Below are 22,438 nucleotides of genomic sequence, written 5' to 3'. Positions count from 1 at the left end.
GAACGGCTCGGGGGCCCGCCGACGGGTCGGCGGGCCCCCGAGGTCCACTTGATCAGCCCATGTGCGGGTAGCGGTGGTCGGTCGGGGGGACGAAGGTCTCCTTGATCGACCGGGGGCTCACCCACCGCTGGAGGTTGTAGATCGAGCCCGCCTTGTCGTTGGTGCCGGAGGCGCGGCTGCCGCCGAAGGGCTGCTGGCCGACGACGGCGCCGGTGGGCTTGTCGTTGACGTAGAAGTTGCCCGCGGCGAAGCGCAGGGCCTTGTGGGCCTGCTCGACGGCGGTGCGGTCGGTGGCGAACACGGCGCCGGTGAGGGCGTAGGGCGACGAGGAGTCGACCAGTTCCAGGACCTTGGCGTACTCGGCGTCCTCGTACACGTGCACGGCGAGGATCGGGCCGAAGTACTCGGTGGTGAACACGTCCTGGAGGGGGTCGCTGCCGAGCAGGACGGTCGGCTGGACGAAGTAGCCCACCGAGTCGTCGGCCGTGCCGCCCGCGAGCACCTCGATCGACGAGTTCGCCGCGGCGGCGGCCAGCGCGTCCTTGTGCTTGGCGAAGGCCCGGGCGTCGATGACCGCGCCGCCGAAGTGGTCGAAGTCGGTGACGTCGCCGTAGGACAGCGACTTGGTCACGTCGACCAGCTGGTCGCGGACGCCGCCCTCCCAGACGGACCGGGCGATGTAGGCGCGGGACGCGGCCGAGCACTTCTGGCCCTGGTACTCGAACGCGCCGCGGACCAGGCCGATGGCGACGGCCGCCGGGTCGGCGGAGGCGTGCGCGACGACGAAGTCCTTGCCGCCGGTCTCGCCGACGATGCGCGGGTACGAGCGGTACGTGTCGAGGTTGTCCCCGATGGTCCGCCACAGGTGCTTGAAGGTGCGGGTCGAGCCGGTGAAGTGCAGGCCGGCGAAGTCCGGGTCGGTCAGCGCGACCTCGGAGAGCGCCTGGCCGTCGCCGGTGACCATGTTGATCACACCGGGGGGCAGGCCCGCGGCCTCGAGCAGGCGCAGCGTGTAGTGCGCGGCGAGCTGCTGGGTCGGCGACGGCTTCCACACGACCGTGTTGCCCATCAGCGCCGGGGCAGTGGGCAGGTTGCCCGCGATGGCGGTGAAGTTGAACGGCGTGATCGCGGTGACGAACCCGTCCAGCGGCCGGTGGTCGAAGCGGTTCCACATGCCCGGGGACGACGCGGGCTGCTCCTCGATCAACCGGCGCGCGAAGGACACGTTGTAGCGCCAGAAGTCGATCAGCTCGCAGGCGCTGTCGATCTCCGCCTGCTGGGCCGACTTGGACTGGCCGAGGACGGTCGCGGCGTTGATCGTGTCGCGCCAGGGGCCCGCGAGCAGGTCGGCGGCGCGCAGCAGGACCGCGGCGCGCTCGTCGAAGGGCAGCTCGCGCCAGGCCGGGGCGGCGGACTTGGCCGCGGCGACGGCGTCGGTCACGTCGGCCGCGGTGGCCTGCGCGGTGACACCGAGGACGTGCTGGTGGTCGTGCGGCTGGACCACGTGCACGCGGTCACCGCCCGCGAACCGCTGGACGCCGCCGATGGTCATGGTCAGCTCGGCCTGCTCGGCCTCCAGCTCCGCGATCCGGCGCCGCAACGACTCCCGGGCCGGGGTGCCCGGCGCGTAGGAGTTGATCGGCTCGTTGGTCGGGTCGGGAACGGACGAAACGGCGTCCATCGTGTGGCTCGCCTCCTGTGTGGAAGAGGTGGGGTGTCGATCACTCTGGCGGGTGGCGTGCTCGTGGCCAACGCACTCGCCTACATCCTGTCATGGGATGAACTGCGGTTACAGCAGCTCCAGCACGAACGGCAGCTCTTGGGCGGCGTACCAGGCCAGCTCGTGGTCCTCGGCCTCGCCGAGCACGAACTCCGCGTCGGGGTCGCCGAGGTCGGCGGCGTCCACCGCGGCCACGGCGTCGCGCACCGCGTCCTGGGCCTCCTCGGTGTCCAGGTGGATCGCGGCGACCACCTTGAGCTGCACCGGGCCCGCCAGCTTCACCACCGCGTAGTCCAGGTCGGAGCGCAGCTCGGCGCCGTCGACGTCGGCGGAGACCACCGCGCGGCGCATCAGCGCCTCCGGGTCGCGCTCCAGCTCGGCGCCCAGCAGGCGCAGCGACGCCCGCGCGGCGTCGAGCATGGCCGCGTACTCCAACTCCTCGTCGCCCCCGGTCGCGTAGGACTCGCGCAGGGCCGGGGTCAGCGCGAACGCGGTGCCGCCGATCGCGGCGAGCTCGCCGTTGGCGCTCAGCTCGCGCAGCATGGCCACCGTGGCCGGTATGTACACCCTCAACTCATCACGCTCTCACAGTCATGGGACTCATCACGTTCCCACGGTCGACGAACTCATCACGCCTGGACAACGGTCCCACAGCCACCGGGCCCGTCACGCCTTCACCGCCGCCAGCAGTTCCTCGACGGACTCTTCCAGCATCCGCGCCAGCGCGTCCACGTCGGACATCGCGGCGCGGTCGCCGGTCAGGCCGAAGAACACCCCGCCGTCGTAGGAGGTGACCCCGATGGCCAGCGCCTGGTTCTTGGTCAGCGGCATGGCGGGGAACATCGCGGTCATCCGCGCGGTGCCCGCGTACAGCGGGACCTGCGGGCCGGGCACGTTGGTGACCACCACGGTGAAGATCCGCCCGGCGACGGAGGCGGCGGCCCGCGCGCCCAGCGAGTGCAGCGTCGGCGGGGCGAACCCACCGACCCGCAGCAGCGCCGACGCGGCCACCGACCGGCCCGAGTCACCGTGCGGGCGCAGCGCGTGGCTGATGTGCTGCAACCGCACGAACGGGTTGGGTTCGCCCACGGGTAAGTCGACCAGCTGCGGGCTGACCTGGTTGCCGAGCATGCCGGGCACGGTGCCGTCGGCGCCGCCGTCGCGCACCGCCAGCGGGACCAGCGCGCGCACGGTGGTGGCCGAGGTCAGCTGCTCGCCCCGGGACAGCAGCCAGGCCCGCAGGGCGCCGGAGACCACGGCCAGCACCACGTCGTTGACCGTGCCGCCGTGCCGGGCGCGCACGCCCCGCAGGTCGTCGAGCCGGGCCCGGGCCACGGCGTAGCGGCGGGCCTTGCCCACGGTGGCGCTGAGCGGCCCGGCGGGCGCGGGCCGGGTGGCCACCCCGATCGCGGATACCAGGGTGCCCAGCACGCCGGTGACCTTGCGGGTGGTGGCCGTGGCGTCGGCGATGGCGGCCCGGACGTTCTCCACCACCTCGGCGGGCCGGTGCACGGTCTCGGTGACCGCGTCGAGCAGCAGCCGGGTGGGCCCGGGGAGCCTGCGCGGCACCCACGGCTCCTCGTCCGGGTCCGGCTCGGTGGGGTGCGGGTCGGGTTCCAGGATGACCTGGCCGAAGTCGATCGTGCGGATGCCGTCGACCAGGGCCAGGTGGGTCTTGGTGATCAGCGCGACGTGCCCGCCCGCCAGGCCCTCGACCAGGTACGCCTCCCACAGCGGCCGGGTCTGGTCCAGCGGCCGGGCCAGCAGGCGCGCGACCAGGTCGTACAACTGGCTGTCGCTGCCCGGGCGGGGCAGCGCGGAGCGGCGGACGTGGTAGGTGACGTCGAAGCCCGGGTCGTCCACCCAGACCGGCCGGGCCAGCCGCCCGGGGACCTGGGCAACCCGCTGCCGGTAGCGCGGGACCAGCGGCAGGCGCTGCTCGATGAGCGCGACCAGGCCGTCGTAGTCGAAGCCCGCCTTCGGCCTGCGGAACACCGCGACCCCGCCGACGTGCATCGGCGTCGCCTGGTCCTCCAGGTAGAGGAAGGAGGCGTCGAGGGCGGACAGGCGGTCGGGCATGGCCCGATCCTGGCACACGCGGGCCACCCGGAACGGGTGAGCGGGTGGGGGCGACCGGTGGACGTGGGATGCTGCGTGTCGTGTCACGTGAGCCCCTCGCCCCTCCCCGGTCCGACTCGCCCAAGGACCGGTTCGTCACGGTATACGGCCGCAAGCCCGTCCTGGAGGCCTTGGCGGATACCCGACTGTCGGTGGACAAGGTGGTGCTCGCCGACAACGCGCACGGCCCGGCCGCCCGGGAGATCCTCGACGCCGCGCGGGCCCGCGGGGTGCCGGTGCAGCGGGCCACGCCGCACCGGGTGAAGGTGTTGGCGGGCAACGGGAAGCAGGACCAGGGCGTGCTCGCCGACGTGGTCGCGCCCCGGATGCGCAGGCTGACCGACGCGCTGGCGGGCAAGCGCCCTTCGACCGTGCTGCTGCTGGACGGGATCACCACCCCGGCCAACGTCGGCATGATCCTGCGCACCGCGACGGCGGCGGGCATCGGCGGCATCGTGGTGCCCCGGCGCGGGGTGGCGGGCATCGATCCGCTGGTGGTGAAGGCGTCGGCCGGGGTGGCGTTCACCGCCCCGGTGCTGCGGTGCGCGACGGCGGAGGAGGCGGCGGCGGAGCTGCGCGCGGCCGGGTACCCGCTGTACGCGATGGACGCGGGCGCCCGCAAGTCGGTGTTCGACGCGGACGTCCCGGAGCGGGTGGCGTTCGTGCTGGGCAGCGAGTCGGACGGGGTGAGCGAGGGCGTGCGCGCCCACGTCAACCGGTGGGTGTCGATCCCGATGGCGGGCGGCGTGGAGTCGCTGAACGTGGCCTCGGCCGCGGCGGTGCTGTGCTTCGAACTGGTCCGCCGCCGGGTCAGCTGAGTCCGAGGAGGATGCCCACCTCGTCCACTGTGGACTCAGTACTGATGTGGTGCACCCCGGTCATCCCGACCGCGGCGGCCCCGCGCACGTAGGCCGCCACGTCGTCGACGAAGACGCAGACCCCGGGCTCGACACCGAGCGCTTCGGCGGCGCGGCGGTAGATCCCGGGGTCGGGTTTGGCGACGCCGACGACCCCGGAGACGACCACGGCGTCGAAGACGTCCGGCAGCCCGCGCGGCACGGAGTCCGCATTGGACAACAACGCCGTGCGCCTGCCCGACGCCCGCACCCGCGCCACGAGCTCGGGGATACCCGCCTCGGTGAACACCCCGGCGTAGTCGACCACCAGTGCTTCGTACTCCACGAGCGCCGATTGTCCCCGCACCCGGACACCGTTCACCACATGAGGTGCGCGCTGTCGCGAGCCGCCGCCCCCGGGCGCCCTGACCTGGTGACCCCAGGAAGGAGCCCAGGTTGCGGATCGAGCCCGTCCCCGACTACGACACCCCCGTCCCCGAGGCCTTCGAGGAGCGGTGGACCACACCCCCGGCCTGGGTGCCGGGCCCGCGCTGGACCATAGCCACCCCCACCCGCCACACCACCTGGCGGATGCTGACCATGCTCCTGGAGGCGTTGGACGGCAGACGCCCCCTGGCCCACCTGCACGCGTCGCTGGCGCCGCAGGTGTACGAGGCCATGCTGACCAGAACCCACAACCCCCGCACCCACCACCGCCTCTCCACCCTGCACACCTTCGAACCGGCACCGGGCATCGTCGAAATAGCAGCCACCATCCGCGTCCACCCCCTGGACCGAACAACGAAATGGCGCCTCCAAGCCCTGGCAGGCCGCCTGGAACAAACCTCCGGCACCTGGATCTGCACCCTCCTCCGCCCGGTCGGCTTCTGACGTGCCCTGCACCGGGCACGGACCACCGGCCGCACACCGAACTCGCCGGGCAGGCCGGCGCGGGGCAGGCAGCCCACGGCTCCGCGTCCACCCGACTGCGGGACCGTGGACCGCAAACCGCACGACCCGGGGCCCTTCCCTGGCCCGAGTTGTGCACAGCCCCGACCAAGTTGTCCACAGCCCACCACTCACGGCCCCGGTTTTGTCAGCCCCCGCCGGTGAACTCGATTCCGGGGGCCGGAGGCCGCCCATGATCATCCGGCCCACGCCCACGGGCCGCCGCTGGGCAGCAGGCCACTGGCCACGAGCCGCACAGGCTGCCCGGCCGCCAAGCTTTCGGATGCCAGCTGCCGGATGCCATGCCGGCTACAGGCCACACACCGGGCACCGGGCACCGGGCACCGGGCACCGGGCACCGGGCACCGGGCACCGGGCACCGGGCACCGGGCACCGGGCACCGGGCACCGGGCACCGGGCACCGGGCACCGGGCACCGGGCACCGGGAGGATCCAAACACGACACTGGCCCGCGAGTGGGTACTCGCGGGCCAGTGGAGTCGTACTCGGTGGGTCAGCGGCGCGGGCCCTTGCGGCCCTTCTTGGCCTGGTCGCGGGCCTGCTGCCTGCGCTCGCGACGGGTGCCGCTGCCCGCGTCGCCGTCGGCGGCGGACTCGGAGTGGGACTCGACGCCGCCGCCCTCGGCGGGGCCGGTGTAGCTCAGCGGCTGCTGCGGCGGCGCGCCGAAGCCCTTGCTGCGCAGCGCGGGCGGCAGCTTCTCCCCCGCGTTGGTGGCCGCGGCCTCCTCGGCCTGGGCGCGCCGCTGGTGCTCGGCGGCGCGCGCCTGGCGGGCCCGCAACTCGGCCTGCCTGGCCTGCTCCTCCGGGCTCGGCCCGCTCACCGACGGCAGCGCCGTCGGCTGGGCCGCGAGCTGGACCGGCGGCGCGGGCTCGGCGGGCTCGACCGGCACGTTGAACAGGTACCCGACGGTCTCCTCCTTCAGCGCGTCGAGCATCGCGCCGAACATGTCGAAGCCTTCCTTCTGGTACTCGATCAGCGGGTCGCGCTGGGCCATGGCGCGCAGGCCGATGCCCTCCTTGAGGTAGTCCATCTCGTAGAGGTGCTCGCGCCACTTGCGGTCCAGGACCGACAGCATGACCTGCCGCTCCACCTGCCGCATCGCGCCTTCGCCGACCCGGCCGTCGATCTCCGCCTCGCGCGCCTGGTAGGCGGCGAGGGCGTCATCGGTGATGGCCCTGTGCAGGTACTCGTGGTCCATGTCGCTGCCCTCGGCCTCGGCCTCCTCGACCAGGCGCTCCCAGTCCAGGGAGATCGGGTACAGCGTCTTGAGCGCGGTCCACAGCTTGACGTGGTCCCAGTCCTCGGCGTAGCCGCCCGCGGTGGCGCCGACCACGTACGCCGAGACCACGTCGGTGATCATGTGCTGGATCTGCTCGCTGAGGTCCTCGCCCTCGAGCACGCGCCTGCGCTCGCCGTAGATGACCTGGCGCTGCTTGTTCATGACCTCGTCGTACTTGAGGACGTTCTTGCGGATCTCGTAGTTCTGCTGCTCGACCTGGGTCTGCGCGCTCTTGATCGCGCGGGTGACCATCTTGGCCTCGATCGGCTGGTCCTCGGGCACGTTCATCACGGTCATGACCCGCTCGACCATGCCCGCGTTGAACCGCCGCATCAGCTCGTCGCCCAGCGACAGGTAGAACCGCGACTCGCCGGGGTCGCCCTGGCGGCCGGAGCGACCGCGCAGCTGGTTGTCGATGCGCCGCGACTCGTGCCGCTCGGTGCCCAGCACGTACAGCCCGCCCGCGGCCTGCACCTCGATCTTCTCGGCCTTGACCGCCTCCTGCGCCTTCTCCAGCGCGGCGGGCAGCGCGGCGCGCCACTCCTCGGGGGTCTCCTCCGGGTCGAGGCCGCGCTCGCGCAGCACCTCCTCGGCGATGTGCTCCGGGTTGCCGCCGAGCACGATGTCGGTACCGCGGCCGGCCATGTTGGTCGCCACGGTGACCGCGCCCTTGTGCCCGGCGCCCGCGATGATCGCGGCTTCCTTCTCGTGGTGCTTGGCGTTGAGCACGTTGTGCGGCACGCCCGCCTTGACCAGCAGCTTCGACAGGTACTCCGACCGCTCGACGCTGGTCGTGCCGACCAGCACCGGCTGGCCCGCCTCGTGCCGCTCGGCGATGTCCTCGGCGACGGCGAGGAACTTCGCCTCCTCCGTCTTGTAGATCAGGTCGGCCTGGTCCTTGCGGACCATGTCCCGGTTCGTCGGGATGGGCACGACGCCGAGCTTGTAGGTGTTGTGGAACTCCGCGGCCTCGGTCTCCGCGGTACCGGTCATGCCCGCGAGCTTGGTGTAGAGGCGGAAGTAGTTCTGCAGGGTGATCGTGGCCAGCGTCTGGTTCTCGGCCTTGATCTCCACGTTCTCCTTGGCCTCGATGGCCTGGTGCATGCCCTCGTTGTAGCGGCGACCGGAGAGCACGCGACCGGTGAACTCGTCGACGATCAGGACCTCGCCGTTGCGGACGATGTAGTCCTTGTCGCGCTTGTACAGCTCCTTGGCCTTGAGCGCGTTGTTGAGGTAGCCGACGAGCGGGGTGTTGGCCGCCTCGTACAGGTTCTCGATGCCGAGCTGGTCCTCGACCAGCGCGACGCCCTTCTCGGTGACGCCGACCGTCCGCTTGCGCTCGTCGACCTCGTAGTGGGTGTCGCGGCGCAGCATCGGGGAGAGCCGGGCGAACTCCTGGTACCAGCGCGACGACTGGTCGGCCGGGCCGGAGATGATCAGCGGCGTGCGGGCCTCGTCGATCAGGATGGAGTCGACCTCGTCGACCACGGCGAAGTTGTGGCCGCGCTGCACCATGTCGTCGAGCGACCAGGCCATGTTGTCGCGCAGGTAGTCGAAGCCGAACTCGTTGTTCGTGCCGTGCGTGATGTCGCAGGCGTAGGCCTCGCGGCGCTGGGCCGGGGTCATGTCGGCCAGGATCACGCCGACGGTCAGGCCGAGGAAGCGGTGGATGCGCCCCATCCACTCCGCGTCGCGCTTGGCGAGGTAGTCGTTGGTGGTGATGACGTGCACGCCGTCACCGGAGAGGGCGTTGAGGTAGGCGGGCAGCACACCGGTCAGCGTCTTGCCCTCACCGGTGCGCATCTCGGCGACCTGCCCGAGGTGCAGCGCGGCGCCACCCATCAGCTGGACGTCGAAGTGCCGCTGGCCGAGCACCCGCTTGGCGCCCTCGCGGGCCACCGCGAACGCCTCGGGGAGCAGCTCGTCGAGGGACTCGCCCCCGGCGTAGCGCTTCTTGAACTCTTCGGTCTTGCCGCGCAGGTCCTCGTCGCTGAGCCCGACGACATCGTCCTCCAGCGAGTTGATGTGCGCTGCGATGTTGCGCAGTCGCTTGAGCATCTTGCCCTCGCCCGCGCGCAGGATCCGGGACAGCACCATCCGAGTCGACCTCGCTAGCTGATAGTCGTGCACCCGCCACGGGCGCTCCTGTAGGTCATCGTAGGCAACCCGGCGCGCGCCGTGCACCGACGCTCGCCTGGGGCGCCGCGCAGGCTACCCGGGTGACCCACACCTCAGCGTCAACGGTTCACGGTGGCGTGGGGTTCCGCCCTTGGCCGACCTGGCAAATGGGAACGCTCGAGGTCGCGGGTCCGCCGACCCCGGACCGGGTGCGGTTCGATGTGCCCTGACCAGGCGGGACCGGCTGTTCGGGGCGGGCGCCGGTCCCGGTCGGCATCCCCCCGATCGGGCGACGGTCGCCGACTCGACGTCTGTGGTTCAGACCCGGACAGCTCCACCTCCGCCCGCCCGCTGCCTACCACCGCGCCCACCACTCGCGGACCACCAGGGCTCCCAGGTGGCGCCCACCGCTTGCGCGGAGCCGGGCGCGTCCTTCGTCGACCGTCGAGCACCGGTCCCCCAGCGTGGTCGCTCGCGCCAGTGACTCGGGCGTAGCGGGGCAGGGGCAGCGGCCGCCCGCAATGGGGATGGGAGGCGAAGCCGCGCGAGGCGCGCGGGCTCAGGGCGAGATGGGCCGGACGACCTGGCGAGGCCAGGCAAGACCAATGCCCCGACAGTAGGCATAGATGACACGCGCGGCGGCTCGGCTATCACGCAGTGGAGGCGGGAAGCGGAGCCGCGCGAGGTGCGTGGGGCTCAGGCGGGCAGGACGATGCCCCGGAGGCGTTGGGCCTCCGGGGCTGGTCGTCGGTTGGTGCCCGGGTGCCGTGGGGGCGGGCCCGGGGAAGGGTTGGTCGGGTGACGGTCAGACGAGTTTGATGACGCCGTAGTCGAAGGCCCGGCGGCGGTAGACGACGCTGGGGATGCCGGTGTCGGCGTCGGCGAACAGGTAGAAGTCGTGGCCCACGAGCTCCATCTCGTAGAGGGCCTGGTCGACGGTCATGGGTTTGGCCGGGTGCTCCTTCTGGCGCACCACACGGCCCGGGAGGTCGCTGTCACTGTCCCCTTCGGCCTCCTCCCACCGCTGCTCGGGCAGCCGCACGCTGCCGAAGTCGCCGTCGAGTTCGCTTCCGTTGTACTGGTTTCCGTTGTGCCCGTTGCCGTTGCGGAGTCTGCTGCTGCCGTTGAGCTCGCCGTCGTGGGCGAGGTCGGCGGCGTCGGGGGCTTCGAGCACGGTGGTCAGCGCGGTGCGGCGGTCGCCGCCCGCCGCGGCGGATATCGCTTGGCCGACCGAGGCCGGGGTCCGGCGTCCGTGGTGCACGCGCCTGCGGTCGTGCACCCTGCGCAGCCGGTTCTCCAGCTTGGTCACCGCCAGGTCCAGCGCGGCGTAGAAGTCGCCCGCGCACGCCTCGGCGCGCACCGCCGGACCCTTGCCCATGCCGGTGATCTCGACCCGCTGGCAGTTCTTCGACTGCCTGCGGTTGGGCTCATGGAAGAGCTCGACGTCGAAGCGGATGACCTTGCGGTCGTAGCGCTCCAGACGGCTCAGCTTCTCCTCGACGTGAATCCGGTAGTGCTCCGGAACCTCCACGTTTCGGCCCTTAACCACGATGTCCATACACGACCTCCCTCGCTGTCGGCGAGTACTGGTTCCGCAACATGTGAAGCCTCGGCGCCGGGCTGGTCTGGATTCCAAGTCCAGGACAGGACGTGACCTCGGGGGATTCCCCGCCGGGTCAGCGCTCCACCGGCACCAGGGTCATGGGCTCCTCGCCTCCTCCCTGCCAACCGGGAACGGTGATAGCGCAGAACGCTAGCCCGGGTTCGGTTCGAACAACAGCCCCCGGGGCGGGCGACATCCGTTCGCGACCCAGAGTGACACCGAGCGACAACCCAGCGGTCACGCAGGGCCATGCCCGGTACGGCGCGCCCGATCGTCCGCGTCGCGGTTCATCCCGACGGCGCAATCCGACCGGACGAGCAGCGGTGCGTCGCGATCCGGCGACCGGCGTCCACGGCTGAGCCAAGAGGCTCTGGACCTGTTCCGCGTTCGCCCGCATATCCAGCCAACGGACCCGAACGGCCCAGGGTTCCCGGAACCCGTTCACTCTTTCGGAGGTATCCGGGCATTCCGGTATCTGGGATCAACCAGTCGCAACGCGACCGCGCACAGCGAGTACCGGCCGGTACCCCCGGTTGCCGCCCCACCGCGGGCCACGACGCCGACCCAGCGCCGACCAGGGTCGGATCCACCAGGAGCCGTCCCCTTCCTCGGGAGTGGCCGAAGAGCACCACCGGTCTGCCTCGGCTGACACCTGACCGCCGGGCTGCGGCGGTTGATTCCGCGGCCACCACGTCGTCAAGTACCAGAAGAGGTACAACCCGGCGGGGAACCGAGACCGGATCCGCCATCGGACGCGACGGTGTCGAGGACCGGCGCCCCCAAGTAGTAAGCACAACGGGAGTGTCCCCACGAACGGCAGAAGTCAACCGGCGTAGCGGCACTTGATCCCACGCCGCTTGGACGTGCCCGGCACGCGAACGCGTGTTGTCCCAGCACGAGCGGGACAGAGACCCGCCACGAGCCGGCCTCGAGGTTGGGCAGCGGCACGCCCGGACGACCACCTTCCATAGTCGTGGGGATGTCAGCAAGGGGCAGTCGAGCACGATGGTTGCCGCACCTATCCGGATCGCGGGCCGTGGTCCAGGAGCCGTGTGGTTCCACCGGCGGCCCCGCAACCGGGAGAACGTGCCTGGTCGCGGACAACGGGTCGCGGCGCACAGGGAGTGCCTGTCGCTGTGCCCGGTCCCTACCCACAGGCCAGCGCCGTGGAAGGTGGGTCGCTGTCGTCGAGGCCGGAACAGGCGAGGCAGCAGTGCGTCGGCAGAAGCCCACGCCCCAACCGACAAGGACCAACCAGACGTCCTTGCCGGTCAAACACGCCGGCTACGTCGCCCGCATGACTCGTGATGGCGAGATGCCACCTGACTGCCTCGCCTGGGGGCTGGGCTGCCAAACCACCGTGCGCCAAGGGACCACCGCGTGGGGCGCTGCTCGGGGTCAGACGGTGGCGGCGCAGGCGAGTACGGCGAGGACCGGTCGGTCGACCCCGGCTAAGGCTCGACCGCAGGCGGCGGCCGTGGAACCGGTCGTCACCACGTCGTCGAGTACGAGGATGGGGGCGCCCGGTGGCGGGGTCAGGGTTGGGTCCACCGACAGGTGGGACTCCAGGTTGTGCGCGCGGGCCTCGGGGGACAGGCCGACGGAGTCCCCGGCGCGCCAGCCGAGTCGTAGGGCGGGGGTGACCCTTGCCTGGATGCCGCGCTCCCCCAGGGCCCGGCTGACCTCGTCGGCCACCCGCAGCATGTGGTGGCCGCCGCGGCGTCGGGCGGTGGCGTCTCGGGACGGGGCTGGGATCAGCCAGAGCGCCTGGTTCGGGGTTGGTGGGTTCGGATCGGGGTGATCGGGCACCCCGGATGCGATGACGGGCATGGGTGAGGGGGCGCCCCAGGGTGAGGTGGCAGCCCGGGGCGAGGGGTCGGCCGCGAATGAGGGGTCGCGTGTGGACGGAGCGGGTGGGGTGGCCGCGGGGCGCGTGGACAGCAGGCGCGCGGCCAAGCGGGGGACGGCGCGGGCCAGCGCCTGTCCCAAAGGGACGGCGAGGCGCACCCGGGCCTTCTCCTTGTACGCGAGGATCGCCCGGCGGACCGGACCCGCGTAGGGGGCCAGGGCGAAGACCCTGGGGCCGGCGCGGGTGGCGGTCCGGTGGACCTCGTGCAGGCCCGCCAGGGTCTCCCCGCAGGCCGGGCACCAGTCGGTCGCGGGGTGGGCGCAGCCCGCGCAGTAGCGGGGCAGCAGCAGGTCGAGTGCGGTTCGCGGGTTCATGTGGACCACTGTGGCGGAAATCGGGGAGCTCCGCGAAAAGTTGTCCACAGGGGGTTGACTCAGCCGGGGTAGAACGGTACCGACCCCGGCGGCTGGCCGAACTGGTGCCGCTGCCAGACCTTGCCCGGCTGCTGCGTCGACCACATCTGCAGCCGGTCGGTCACCAGCACGGCCCGGCTCGGGGCCGCCGTGATGGCGGTGACCGGGGGCGACAGGTTGGTGTTGTTGTACGGGTTGTACCGCAGCCCGTCGATCGGGATGCTCACCACGGGCCGCACCGACTGCCCGGTCGCCACGATGACCGTGAGCCGGTCGAGCCAGTCGATGCTCACGACGTCCTTGACGACCCCACCTTGCAGCGTCCGCGGTGCGCTCAGCGTCACCGCCTCGTTGGCGCGGACGACCGACGCGATCACCACGCTGCCGTTGACCACCGCCGCCACCCGGGCGCCGTCGCGGGAGAGGCGGAGCTGGGTGATCGGGCCGTTGCGGGTCAGTTCGGACGCCTCGACCGGGTAGTCCTCCCACTTGCCCTCGGACGTGCGCCCCACCCGCACCACCAGGTTGCCGTCCTGCACCGTCCACACCTCGGTCGGCACGGCCTCGTTCGAGCCCGCGAACCGCCAGGTCGGCCGGGTGAGCGTGGTCGCCCGCGCCAGGTCGACCTCGGGCAGTTCGCCGTTGGCCTTCCCCACGCGCAGCCGGGGCCCCGTGGGGGTCCGGGCCACGACCGCGAGCTGGCCGCCGTCGAGGGACTGGGCGGCGCTGATGATGTCGTACGCGCCGTCCCCCGCCGGTCCCTCCGCCGGGTTGCCGTCGCGCAGGGACAGCAGCTTGCCGTTGACCACGACCATGCCCAGCAGGTCCGACTTCAGCGTGGTCAGCGCGTCGTAGCTACCCACGTCCCCGACGGTCCAGTCCGCTTTGTCCGGCACAAGAGGGGCGCCCTGGCTACGCAGCCGCAGCGGGCTCGTAGTGACCTCGCGCAGCGAGTACACCAGTTGCGCGGCTATTCGCTGTCTGTCCTCGAGTTGCTTGTTCTCCACCTTGGCCAGGTTGACCAAGATGGCGCCGTCCGGTTCCTGCACCACGTTGGTGCTCAGCGCGAGTCCGTCGAGCTGGCTGCGCACCGCGCCCTTGAGCGAGTCCGACGGCCCCGCGAGCAGCAACGCGACGACCTGCCCGTAGATGTTCTGCCGCGGCTCGATCTCCACGTACCGCAGGTCCGGCACCAGGACGCGCAGGTCCGGGTCGAAGAACTCCAGGCTGACCCGCCGGTAGCTGCTCTCGAAGTCGGACTCGGTGATCAGCCGGGCCGGGGGCGGGTCGGAGATGCGCCACTGGTTGTCCTGGTCGCGGGTGAGCGTCACGCTGTACTCCAGCGGCTGCACCCCCGGCGAGAACGACTTGTCCCCCGACAGCGTGCCGACCTGGGTGCCGGTGAACACGACCACGGTGCGGTTGCCGCCGCTGCCGTTCTCCTGCACCGACTGCGGGATCGTCTTGAACTCGTCCTCGATGATCGTCGGCGTGACCGTGTTGCCCCAGTGCTGCGCCGCCTCCTCGGTGAGGTACGTGCTGGCCACGTCGGTGTAGCCCGCGTTGCGCACGAACTGCTGGACGAGCGTGTACGGGTCGAGCCCCGGCGGCGGCTTGCCGATCTGGCGCGGCCGCTGCGCGGTCGCGTCGAGGACGACCCGGGGCGGGGTGCGGTCGGGGATGTTCGCGCAGCTCGCCAGGCTGAGCAGGGCGAGCAGCAGGACCAGGCACCGCTTCACGGGTACACCTCCTCGGTGACCGACAGCGGGAGCTGTGCGACCTGGGTGATCGGGCGGACGTCGGCGGGGGGCAGCGGCAGCGGGCTCTCGCCGTACTCGATGCCCTGCTCGCGCGGCAGGGTGAGGCGGAAGCAGGCGCCGTCGCCCGGTTCGCCCCACGCGTCGAGGCCACCGCCGTGCAGCCGGGCGTCCTCGAGGCTGATCGCCAAGCCGAGACCGGTGCCGCCGGTGTGCCGGTTGCGCGAGGGGTCGGCGCGCCAGAACCGGTTGAACACCAGGTCGGCCTCGCCGGTGCGCAGGCCGACGCCGTGGTCGCGGACCGTCACCGCGACGGCTTCGGGCCCCATGACCATCCGCAGCTCCACCGGCCTGCCCTCGCCGTGGTCGATGGCGTTGGCCAGCAGGTTGCGCAGGATGCGCTCGATGCGCCGCGACTCGACCTCGGCGGTGACCTCGTCCTCCGGCAGGTCGAGGATGATCTCCGAGCCCGCGTTGCGGGCGATGACCCGCACCGACTCCACCGCGCGCCGGGCGATCGCCCGCAGGTCGGCGTACTCGGCGACCAGGTCCTCCACGCCCGCGTCCAGCCGGGAGATCTCCAGCAGGTCGCCGAGCAGGGACTCGAACCGGTCGAGTTCGTCGACCAGGAGTTCCGTGGAGCGGGCGAGGCCCGCGGGGAACTGGGCGCGGGACGCGTGCAGCACGTCGGCGGCCATCCGGACGGTGGTCAGCGGCGTGCGCAGCTCGTGCGAGACGTCGGAGGTGAACCGGCGCTGGAGCTGGCCGAAGTCCTCCAGCTGGCGGATCTGGTTGGCGATGCTCTCGGCCATCTCGTTGTAGGACTGCGCCAGCTGCGCCACGTCGTCCTCACCCGCGACGACCATCCGCTCGTCCAGCTCGCCGTCGGCGAACCGGGCGGCCGCGCGGGCGGCGCGGCGCACGGGCAGCACGACCTGGCGGGTGACGAGGTTCGTGATCCCCGCCAGGAGCAGCAGCAGCACGAGCCCGCCGACCAGGATGGTGCTCTGCACGACGTCGACGGTCCGCTGCTCGGCGGAGAGCGGGTAGAGCATGTAGAGCTGCACGGCCGGGTTCGTGGTGGTGACCGGGGCGCCGACCATCAGGTACGTGATCCGCTCACCGCCGCGGTCGACGGTGTAGATCTGCGAGACGGTGCGGTTCGGGGTGCTCAGCACGAAGTCGCGCAGCGACTGCGGGACCTTGTCGTACGGCCCCGCGGCCTCCACGTCCTCGCGCGACCTGCGGGCGTCGTCGTTGACCAGCACCGGCTCGAACGCGCCCGCCGAGCCCGCGCCCGCGCCCGGCGACGAGCTGGTCAGCTTGTTGATGGCGCTGCTGAGCCGGTCCTCGATGCGGTACGAGTTGCTGATCCCGACCAGCTCGGTCTCGGCCAGCTGCACCGCGGCCCGGGTCTGGGCGATGGCGGCAGACTCCTTGGTGCCCAGCAGCCGCTCGGTGATCTGGTTCTGCACGACCATGCCGAGCACGAAGGTCACCGCGGAGCCGAGGGCCAGCGTGCTGACCGCGACGCGCAGCTGCAGCGACGAGCGCCACAGCTCGCTGAACGCGCCGGTGCGGTGCCTGCCCGCGGCCAGCAGCCCGCGCAGCGCGCCGACCACCCGGCGCAGGAATCCGGTCACCGTCCGGTCCGGCTCACGGAGGGCCCGCCTTGTAGCCGACACCTCGCACGGTCAGCACGACCTCCGGGTGCTCGGGATCGCGCTCGACCTTGGACCGCAGCCGCTGGACGTGCACGTTGACCAGGCGGGTGTCGGCGGCGTGCCGATAGCCCCAGACCTGTTCGAGCAGCACCTCGCGGGTGAACACCTGGCGCGGTTTGCGGGCCAGGGCGACCAGCAGGTCGAACTCCAGCGGGGTGAGCTGGATGGCCTTGCCGTCGCGGGTGACCTCGTGGCCGGGGACGTCGATGGTCAGGTCGCCGATGGCCAGCGTCTCCGCGGGCTCGGACTCGGTGCGCCGCAGCCGCGCCCGCACCCGGGCCACCAGCTCCTTGGGCTTGAACGGCTTGACCACGTAGTCGTCCGCACCGGACTCCAGGCCCAGGACGATGTCGACGGTGTCGCTCTTGGCGGTGAGCATCACGATCGGCACACCGGACTCGCCGCGGATCGCCTTGCACACGTCGATGCCGTTCATCCCGGGCAGCATCAGGTCGAGCAGCACGAGGTCCGGTTTGAGTTCGCGGAGCGCGGGCAGCGCCCGAGAACCGTCGGCCACCACGGCCGTGTCGAAACCCTCGCCGCGCAGCACGATCGTGAGCATCTCGGCGAGGGCCGGGTCGTCGTCAACCACCAGCACTCGTGCCTTCATGAACACATAGTCGCACTGTTCACACCCGGTAGGCGCCACCCCCCGCCGTGTCCCGCGATCGAGTATGTTGAACCTTGAACTACTCGGACAGGAGCACCCATGGGCATCCGCAGGCTCAACCACGCCGTCCTCTACGTGCGCGACGTGGAGCGCAGCGTGGCGTTCTACCGGGATGTCCTCGGATTTCAGCTGGTCACGGGCTTCCCGGGGGCGGCTTTCCTGCGCGCGGCCGACTCGGACAACGATCACGACCTGGGGTTGTTCCAGGTAGGACTGGACGCGTCCGGGCCCCAGCAGGGCGCGGTGGGGCTGTACCACTTGGCGTGGTCGGTGCAGACACTGGCGGAGCTGGCGGAGTTCAAGCGGGTGTTGGTCGCGGCGGGGTCGCTGGTGGGCGCGTCGGACCACGGGGTGTCGAAGTCGCTGTACGCGAAGGACCCGGACGGGGTGGAGTTCGAGGTGTCCTGGTTCGTGCCGCGGGACCGGGTGACGGCGGAGATGGAGGCGCAGGGCGCCCCCCGGCCGCTGGACATCGACACCGAGATCGCGAAGTGGGGCACGGAGCTGGTGGGGGCGCTCTAGCCTCTCGATCAGGCCAAGAGAGTGGCGGTTAGGGCCGTCGGATCCAGGACAGACGCGCCGTCCACTACGTGCCAAGGGGACAGCCACGACTTGGCGGCCAGGCCGTCGTAGACATCACCGACGCGGACCTGGAGCGGTGTGTCCGACTCCCACTTGTCACGCTCACGGGCATCCGTCCGCTCGCGGTGGGTGGCACGTTCCGCCGCGAGGGTGGCCGAGACCCGGAGGAGGAGTTGGGCGTGCGGGACCGGTAGGGCGAAACGGTCGATCTCGATCGACCGCACCCACCGGACGAAATCCCCGTCGGCGCCCTCGTGGAGACGGGCGGCGCCGTAGGCGGCGTTGGAGGCCACGTAGCGGTCCAAGAGGACTACGTCGTGGGTGGACAGGTCGGCGCGCAGGTCCGCGAGGGCCCCCTGACGGTCCAACGCGTACAGGACCGCCATGCCGTAGACCGACTCCCCCAAGCCGCCGAGGCGGCCGTGGAGGCCGTCGTGGACCAGGTCCGCGGTGACCGACTTCCCGTAGCGCGGGAAGGCCCGCGTGCCCACCAACGCGCCCTGCTCGGCGAACGCCGCCGTGAGCTTGTCCGCCAAGGTGCGCTTGCCCGCGCCGTCCAGACCCTCGATGACGATCAGTCGTCCCACGGGGTCGCAGACTACCGACGGCCGTGGACGGCGCGCCCGGGCTCCCCACCCGGTGCGTGCCGTCCACGGCGCCATCCACCCCCCGGGGCGGCTCCTCCGGTTCTGGCATGCCCCCTGCGCAGGCCAGAACTACACAAGATCGCTCGACCGGGTCGCTTCGTTACACCTTTCGGGGACAAAGACGCGGGCCCCGGCACGCGGGTTGCGTGCCGGGGCCCGGAAACTCGCCTACCGATCAGTAGCGGTAGTGCTCCGACTTGAACGGACCCTCGACGTCGACGTCGATGTACTCGGCCTGCTCCTTGGTCAGCTTGGTGAGGCTGCCGCCCAGCGCCTCCAGGTGGATCCGGGCGACCTTCTCGTCGAGCTTCTTCGGCAGCCGGTAGACCTCGCGGTCGTACTCCTGGTGCTTGGTGAACAGCTCGACCTGCGCGATGACCTGGTTGGAGAAGCTGCTGGACATCACGAAGCTGGGGTGGCCGGTGGCGTTGCCCAGGTTCAGCAGCCGACCCTCGCTGAGCACGATGATCGTGTGCCCGTCGGGGAAGACCCACTCGTCGACCTGCGGCTTGATGTTGACCCGGCGGATGCCCGGGTACCGGGTCAGGCCCGCGATGTCGAGCTCGTTGTCGAAGTGGCCGACGTTGCCCAGGATGGTCTGGTGCTTCATCCGGGCCATGTGGTCCGCGGTCACCACGTCCTTGTTGCCGGTCGTGGTGATGATGATGTCGGCCTTGCCCACGACCTCGTCGAGGGTGCGGACCTCGTAGCCGTCCATCGCCGCCTGCAGCGCGCAGATCGGGTCGATCTCGGTGACGACCACCCGGGCGCCCTGCCCGCGCAGGCTCTCCGCCGACCCCTTGCCCACGTCGCCGTAGCCGCAGATCACCGCGACCTTGCCCGCGATCAGCACGTCGGTGCCGCGGTTGATGCCGTCGACCAGCGAGTGCCGGATGCCGTAGCGGTTGTCGAACTTGCTCTTGGTGACCGAGTCGTTGACGTTGATCGCCGGGAACAGCAGCTCACCGGCGGCGGCGAGCTGGTAGAGCCGCAGCACGCCGGTGGTGGTCTCCTCGGTGACGCCGCGCAGGCCCTCGGCCACCTTGGTCCACTTGCCGGAGTCGGCGGCCAGCGACGCGCGCAGCGTCTCCAGGATGAGCGCCCACTCCTCGGGGGCGTCGTCCTCGGCGTCGGGCACGACACCGGCCTTCTCGTACTGGACGCCCTTGTGCACCAGCAGCGTCGCGTCGCCGCCGTCGTCGAGGATCATGTTCGGGCCCTCGCCGCCGGGCCAGGTCAGCATCTTCTCGGTGGCCCACCAGTACTCGGGGAGGGTCTCGCCCTTCCACGCGTACACCGGCACGCCCTTGGGCTCCTCGGGGGTGCCGTGCGGGCCGACGACGACCGCGGCGGCGGCGTGGTCCTGCGTCGAGAAGATGTTGCAGGAGCACCAGCGCACCTCGGCGCCGAGCGCGACCAGCGTCTCGATCAACACCGCAGTCTGCACGGTCATGTGCAGCGACCCCGAGATCCGGGCCCCCGCAACGGGTACACCTCGGAGTACTCGCGGCGCAACGCCATCAGGCCGGGCATCTCGTGCTCGGCGAGCCGGATCTCCTTGCGACCGAACTCCGCCAGCGACAGGTCGGCCACCGCGAAGTCGATCCCGTTGCGCGTCTGGGCGTAGCTCGCGCCGGTCGTGCTCCGCGTGTCTTCTGCGGTCATCGGAAACATCCTCCAGACTTCGGGTTCTTGATGAACACTACCGTCGCCGCCGCGGGCGCGGGGCAAGTCGAAAACGACTAGAAAGAGTGACCCACCGCCGTTCGATGACCAGGGAGGAACGTGCTGTTTACCGGCTCGGAAACCCGCGTGGTCGAACTGCGCGTGCACGGCATCATGGGCACCACCCCGGAGAACCTGGTCACCTCGGTGGCCGCGGTCGACGTCGCGGGTGACGGCATCGGCCGGATCGTGCGCCCCGCGGACAGGTTGCTGCGCCCGGCACCCGGTCCGGTGCTGCGCGCGGAAGGCCGTTCGGTGCCCAGGACGGTCGAGGGGTACGTCTGGGGGGCCATGACCTCGGGCGGGGTGGCCAAGGCCACGTGGGCCCTGCTTTTCCCATTTTCACTTACCAACATGGCGCACTGGATGCTGCCGCCCGCCCCCAGCGGGCACCGCGGCGCGCGCCTGCTCGCCGCCGTGAACCGCGCGCTGCTGCGGTTGGCCGCGCTCCTGCTGACCGCGCTGCTGGTCTCGCAGGCCGCGGTCGTGAGCATCGATCTGCTCGCCGCGCAGTGCCTGGCGCCGGGCACCGAGTGCCTGTCGTGGGTGCCGGACAGCCTGCGCTCGGCGTGGCCGTTCCGGCAGACCGTCGGCGTGCTGCCGGTGCTGCTGGCGATCCTGGTGCTGCACCGGATCTCCTCGATCGCCTGGGAGACACCGGCCGCGCCGAACCCGCCGGACGCGCGGCCCAACCTGAAGGTCGAACTGCCCGGTCGCAACCTGGTGTCCGACCCGGACACGCCCGCGCTGCGCTCACTGCACCTGACCACCGCGCTCGGCACCGTCACGCTGCTGCCGCTCGGCGGGCCGTTCACCCCGCCGTCGGACCCCGTGCAGTGGTGGCTGTGGTTGGCCGCGCTGGCGCTGATCGGGTTCTGCGCGTTGTGCGTGCTGCTGCTCGACGACCCTCGTGGCACCGAACCGACCGGCGGCGGCCGGTGGCTGCGCGCCGCGCTGCGCCGCGGTCCCCGGGGCGCGCTGCTCGTCCTCGGCGCCGCGCTGGCGATCACCGCGGGCGCGGTCAACCACCCGTTCCCCCGGAACCTGGCGGGGGCCGGGCCGACGGTCGAGGCGATCGCCGCCGGGTTGGTCGCGGTGGTGCTGCTCCTCGGTCTGTTCCTCATCCCGGCCGCGCTGATCGCCCGGCGGACCTGGGTGCGGCAGCCGCCGCACCTGCGGCCGTGGGCGGGTGGCTGGATGGCCGCGCCGGTGCTGGCCATCGGCGCGCTGCTCGGCGGCGGGCTCGGCGCGGGCCTGGCGATCTCGCTGCGCAAGCTGGTCGGGTCCGAGTGGATCACGCTGCCGCGCGGCTACGAGCAGGTGACGCTGCTGTGGGGCGCGGCCGCGGTCATCGGGGTCGCGGTGGCGGTGCCGCTCGCCGTGGTCTCCGGCGCCCGGATGCTGCTGGTGCCCGCCAAGTACGGCGAGGTGGGTCTGCTGCACGCGGGCCGGGTCGAGGACGGCCTGCGCGCGCTGCGGGCCTGGCGGGTGGCGGGCTGGCAACGGCGCAACGTGCACCGGGTGACGCTGGCGCTGGCCGGGGTGTTGGCGGCGGGCACGATCATCTCGGTGACCATGCGGATCACCGGCACCGAGCCGCCGGACTGGATGGCGCCGCTGTCCACGCTCGGCATCCTCACCCTGGGCCTGCTGGTCGCGTCGCTGCTGCGCGCGGTGTACACGGCGGCGCAGGAGCGCGACGCGGGCAGGCGGCTGGGCGTGATCGCCGACCTGGCGTCGTTCTGGCCGCGCGAGGCGCACCCGACGGTGCCGCCGAGCTACGCGCTCAAGGTCGCCCCCGAGCTGGCCGCGCGGGCCATCGAGCACCTCAAGGACCCGCACACCCGGGTGGTGCTGACCGGGCACAGCCAGGGCAGCCTGCTGGTCGCGGTGACCGCGGCGCGGCTGATGGAGTCGCTCAACGAGCCGGAGCGCAGGCGGGTCGGGCTGGTGACCGTCGGCTCGCAGCTGCAATGGGCGTACCCGCGCGCGTTCCCGGCCGCCGTGCCGCACGCGTCGCTGGCGGAGCTGGCCCAGCGGTTGGGCACCAGATGGCGGTCACTCTGTCGGGGGACGGATCCGCTCGGCGGCGCGGTGACCACCTGGGACCGGCAGGTCTGCGACGGCCAACTACTCGGCACCGGCTTCCGCGCCGACGGCACCGTGGGCCCGCTGCCCGCCGCGGCCACCAGCCCGACCGGCGCGCTGGTGCTCGGCGGCGACCACTGGCTGCCCGACCCGATGCGCGGCCCGTTCGCGGGTCGTCGCTGGCAGGCGGGCGTGCTGGGCCACGGCCACTACACCGCCGACCCGGAGTGGGACCGGGCGGTCGCGATGGCCGCCGGGTTGGACCCGGAAGAACCGCCGTCGGCGTTGCGCTGGCCGCCCCGCGACAGCTGACCCGGAGCCCGGACAGGCAAAAGGTAACG

15 protein-coding genes and 1 pseudogene are annotated in these 22,438 nt (G+C 71.7%); 4 read left to right on the top strand and 12 right to left on the bottom strand.

The genetic code is table 11. The features are described from left to right. Positions 1 to 52: 52 nt before the first annotated feature. The 3 genes from pruA to CLV40_RS08265 all read right to left on the bottom strand — a co-directional run bounded on the left by pruA (position 53) and on the right by CLV40_RS08265 (position 3,799). Complete coding sequence (pruA, locus tag CLV40_RS08275) at positions 53 to 1,681, bottom strand: L-glutamate gamma-semialdehyde dehydrogenase (protein WP_104478232.1); 1,629 nt, start codon at positions 1,679 to 1,681, stop codon at positions 53 to 55. Positions 1,682 to 1,789: 108 nt separating this feature from the next. After that, entirely contained in the window at positions 1,790 to 2,293 is a 504-nt protein-coding gene (locus CLV40_RS08270) for a DUF6912 family protein (RefSeq protein ID WP_104478231.1), read from the bottom strand. A 93-nt stretch (positions 2,294 to 2,386) separates the two neighbouring features. Beyond that, entirely contained in the window at positions 2,387 to 3,799 is a 1,413-nt protein-coding gene (locus CLV40_RS08265) for a WS/DGAT/MGAT family O-acyltransferase (RefSeq protein ID WP_104478230.1), read from the bottom strand. Between the two features lie 68 nt (positions 3,800 to 3,867). Here CLV40_RS08265 and CLV40_RS08260 point away from each other — a divergent pair, with 68 nt between their 5' ends. After that, on the top strand, positions 3,868 to 4,656 hold the full coding sequence (locus CLV40_RS08260; protein WP_104478229.1) for a TrmH family RNA methyltransferase: 789 nt from the start codon (positions 3,868 to 3,870) through the stop codon (positions 4,654 to 4,656). On the opposite strand, the gene CLV40_RS08255 is transcribed toward CLV40_RS08260, so the two are convergent. Continuing rightward, positions 4,649 to 5,020 carry an HAD-IA family hydrolase gene (locus CLV40_RS08255; protein WP_104478228.1) on the bottom strand — a complete coding sequence of 124 codons (372 nt, stop codon included), beginning with the start codon at positions 5,018 to 5,020 and terminating at the stop codon, positions 4,649 to 4,651. The two genes, CLV40_RS08260 and CLV40_RS08255, sit on opposite strands and share 8 nt — an antisense overlap. 110 nt (positions 5,021 to 5,130) lie before the next feature. Between CLV40_RS08255 and CLV40_RS08250 the strand changes: the two genes are divergently transcribed. Continuing rightward, positions 5,131 to 5,565: an Rv3235 family protein gene (locus tag CLV40_RS08250; RefSeq protein WP_104478227.1), complete on the top strand. Its 435-nt coding sequence runs from the start codon at positions 5,131 to 5,133 to the stop codon at positions 5,563 to 5,565. A 570-nt stretch (positions 5,566 to 6,135) separates the two neighbouring features. Here CLV40_RS08250 and secA read toward each other — a convergent pair. From secA to mtrA, 6 genes are all read right to left on the bottom strand, one after another. Next, positions 6,136 to 9,018, bottom strand: a complete 2,883-nt coding sequence (gene secA / locus CLV40_RS08245; protein WP_104478226.1) for a preprotein translocase subunit SecA — start codon at positions 9,016 to 9,018, stop codon at positions 6,136 to 6,138. An 826-nt stretch (positions 9,019 to 9,844) separates the two neighbouring features. Next, a complete protein-coding gene (gene hpf / locus CLV40_RS08240) occupies positions 9,845 to 10,597 on the bottom strand; it encodes a ribosome hibernation-promoting factor, HPF/YfiA family (protein WP_104478225.1) in 753 nt (250 codons plus the stop codon). Positions 10,598 to 12,040: 1,443 nt separating this feature from the next. Beyond that, on the bottom strand, positions 12,041 to 12,865 hold the full coding sequence (locus CLV40_RS08235) for a ComF family protein (RefSeq protein WP_104478224.1): 825 nt from the start codon (positions 12,863 to 12,865) through the stop codon (positions 12,041 to 12,043). A gap of 59 nt (positions 12,866 to 12,924) precedes the next feature. After that, the gene (locus CLV40_RS08230; protein ID WP_104478223.1) at positions 12,925 to 14,643 is read right to left on the bottom strand and encodes an LpqB family beta-propeller domain-containing protein; all 1,719 of its coding nucleotides are present in this window, start codon (positions 14,641 to 14,643) and stop codon (positions 12,925 to 12,927) included. Continuing rightward, a complete protein-coding gene (gene mtrB, locus CLV40_RS08225; protein WP_104478222.1) occupies positions 14,640 to 16,304 on the bottom strand; it encodes an MtrAB system histidine kinase MtrB in 1,665 nt (554 codons plus the stop codon). The genes CLV40_RS08230 and mtrB overlap by 4 nt, the downstream gene beginning before the upstream one ends. A 13-nt stretch (positions 16,305 to 16,317) precedes the next feature. After that, a complete protein-coding gene (mtrA, locus tag CLV40_RS08220; RefSeq protein ID WP_104478334.1) occupies positions 16,318 to 16,995 on the bottom strand; it encodes an MtrAB system response regulator MtrA in 678 nt (225 codons plus the stop codon). Between the two features lie 99 nt (positions 16,996 to 17,094). On the opposite strand from mtrA, the gene CLV40_RS08215 reads away from it, so the two are divergent. Then, entirely contained in the window at positions 17,095 to 17,577 is a 483-nt protein-coding gene (locus CLV40_RS08215) for a VOC family protein (protein ID WP_104478221.1), read from the top strand. A gap of 8 nt (positions 17,578 to 17,585) precedes the next feature. Here the strand turns inward: CLV40_RS08215 and CLV40_RS08210 are convergent, their stop codons facing one another. Then, the gene (locus CLV40_RS08210; RefSeq protein ID WP_104478220.1) at positions 17,586 to 18,224 is read right to left on the bottom strand and encodes a dTMP kinase; all 639 of its coding nucleotides are present in this window, start codon (positions 18,222 to 18,224) and stop codon (positions 17,586 to 17,588) included. Between the two features lie 235 nt (positions 18,225 to 18,459). Continuing rightward, a pseudogene (gene ahcY, locus CLV40_RS08205) lies at positions 18,460 to 19,949 on the bottom strand (adenosylhomocysteinase). Positions 19,950 to 20,069: 120 nt separating this feature from the next. Between ahcY and CLV40_RS08200 the strand changes: the two are divergent. Further along, entirely contained in the window at positions 20,070 to 22,409 is a 2,340-nt protein-coding gene (locus CLV40_RS08200) for a hypothetical protein (protein WP_104478219.1), read from the top strand. Positions 22,410 to 22,438 lie beyond the last annotated feature (29 nt).

The sequence above is a fragment of the Actinokineospora auranticolor genome (assembly GCF_002934265.1).
Lineage (GTDB): Bacteria > Actinomycetota > Actinomycetes > Mycobacteriales > Pseudonocardiaceae > Actinokineospora > Actinokineospora auranticolor.
This window is presented reverse-complemented; position numbering and strand designations above follow the sequence as displayed.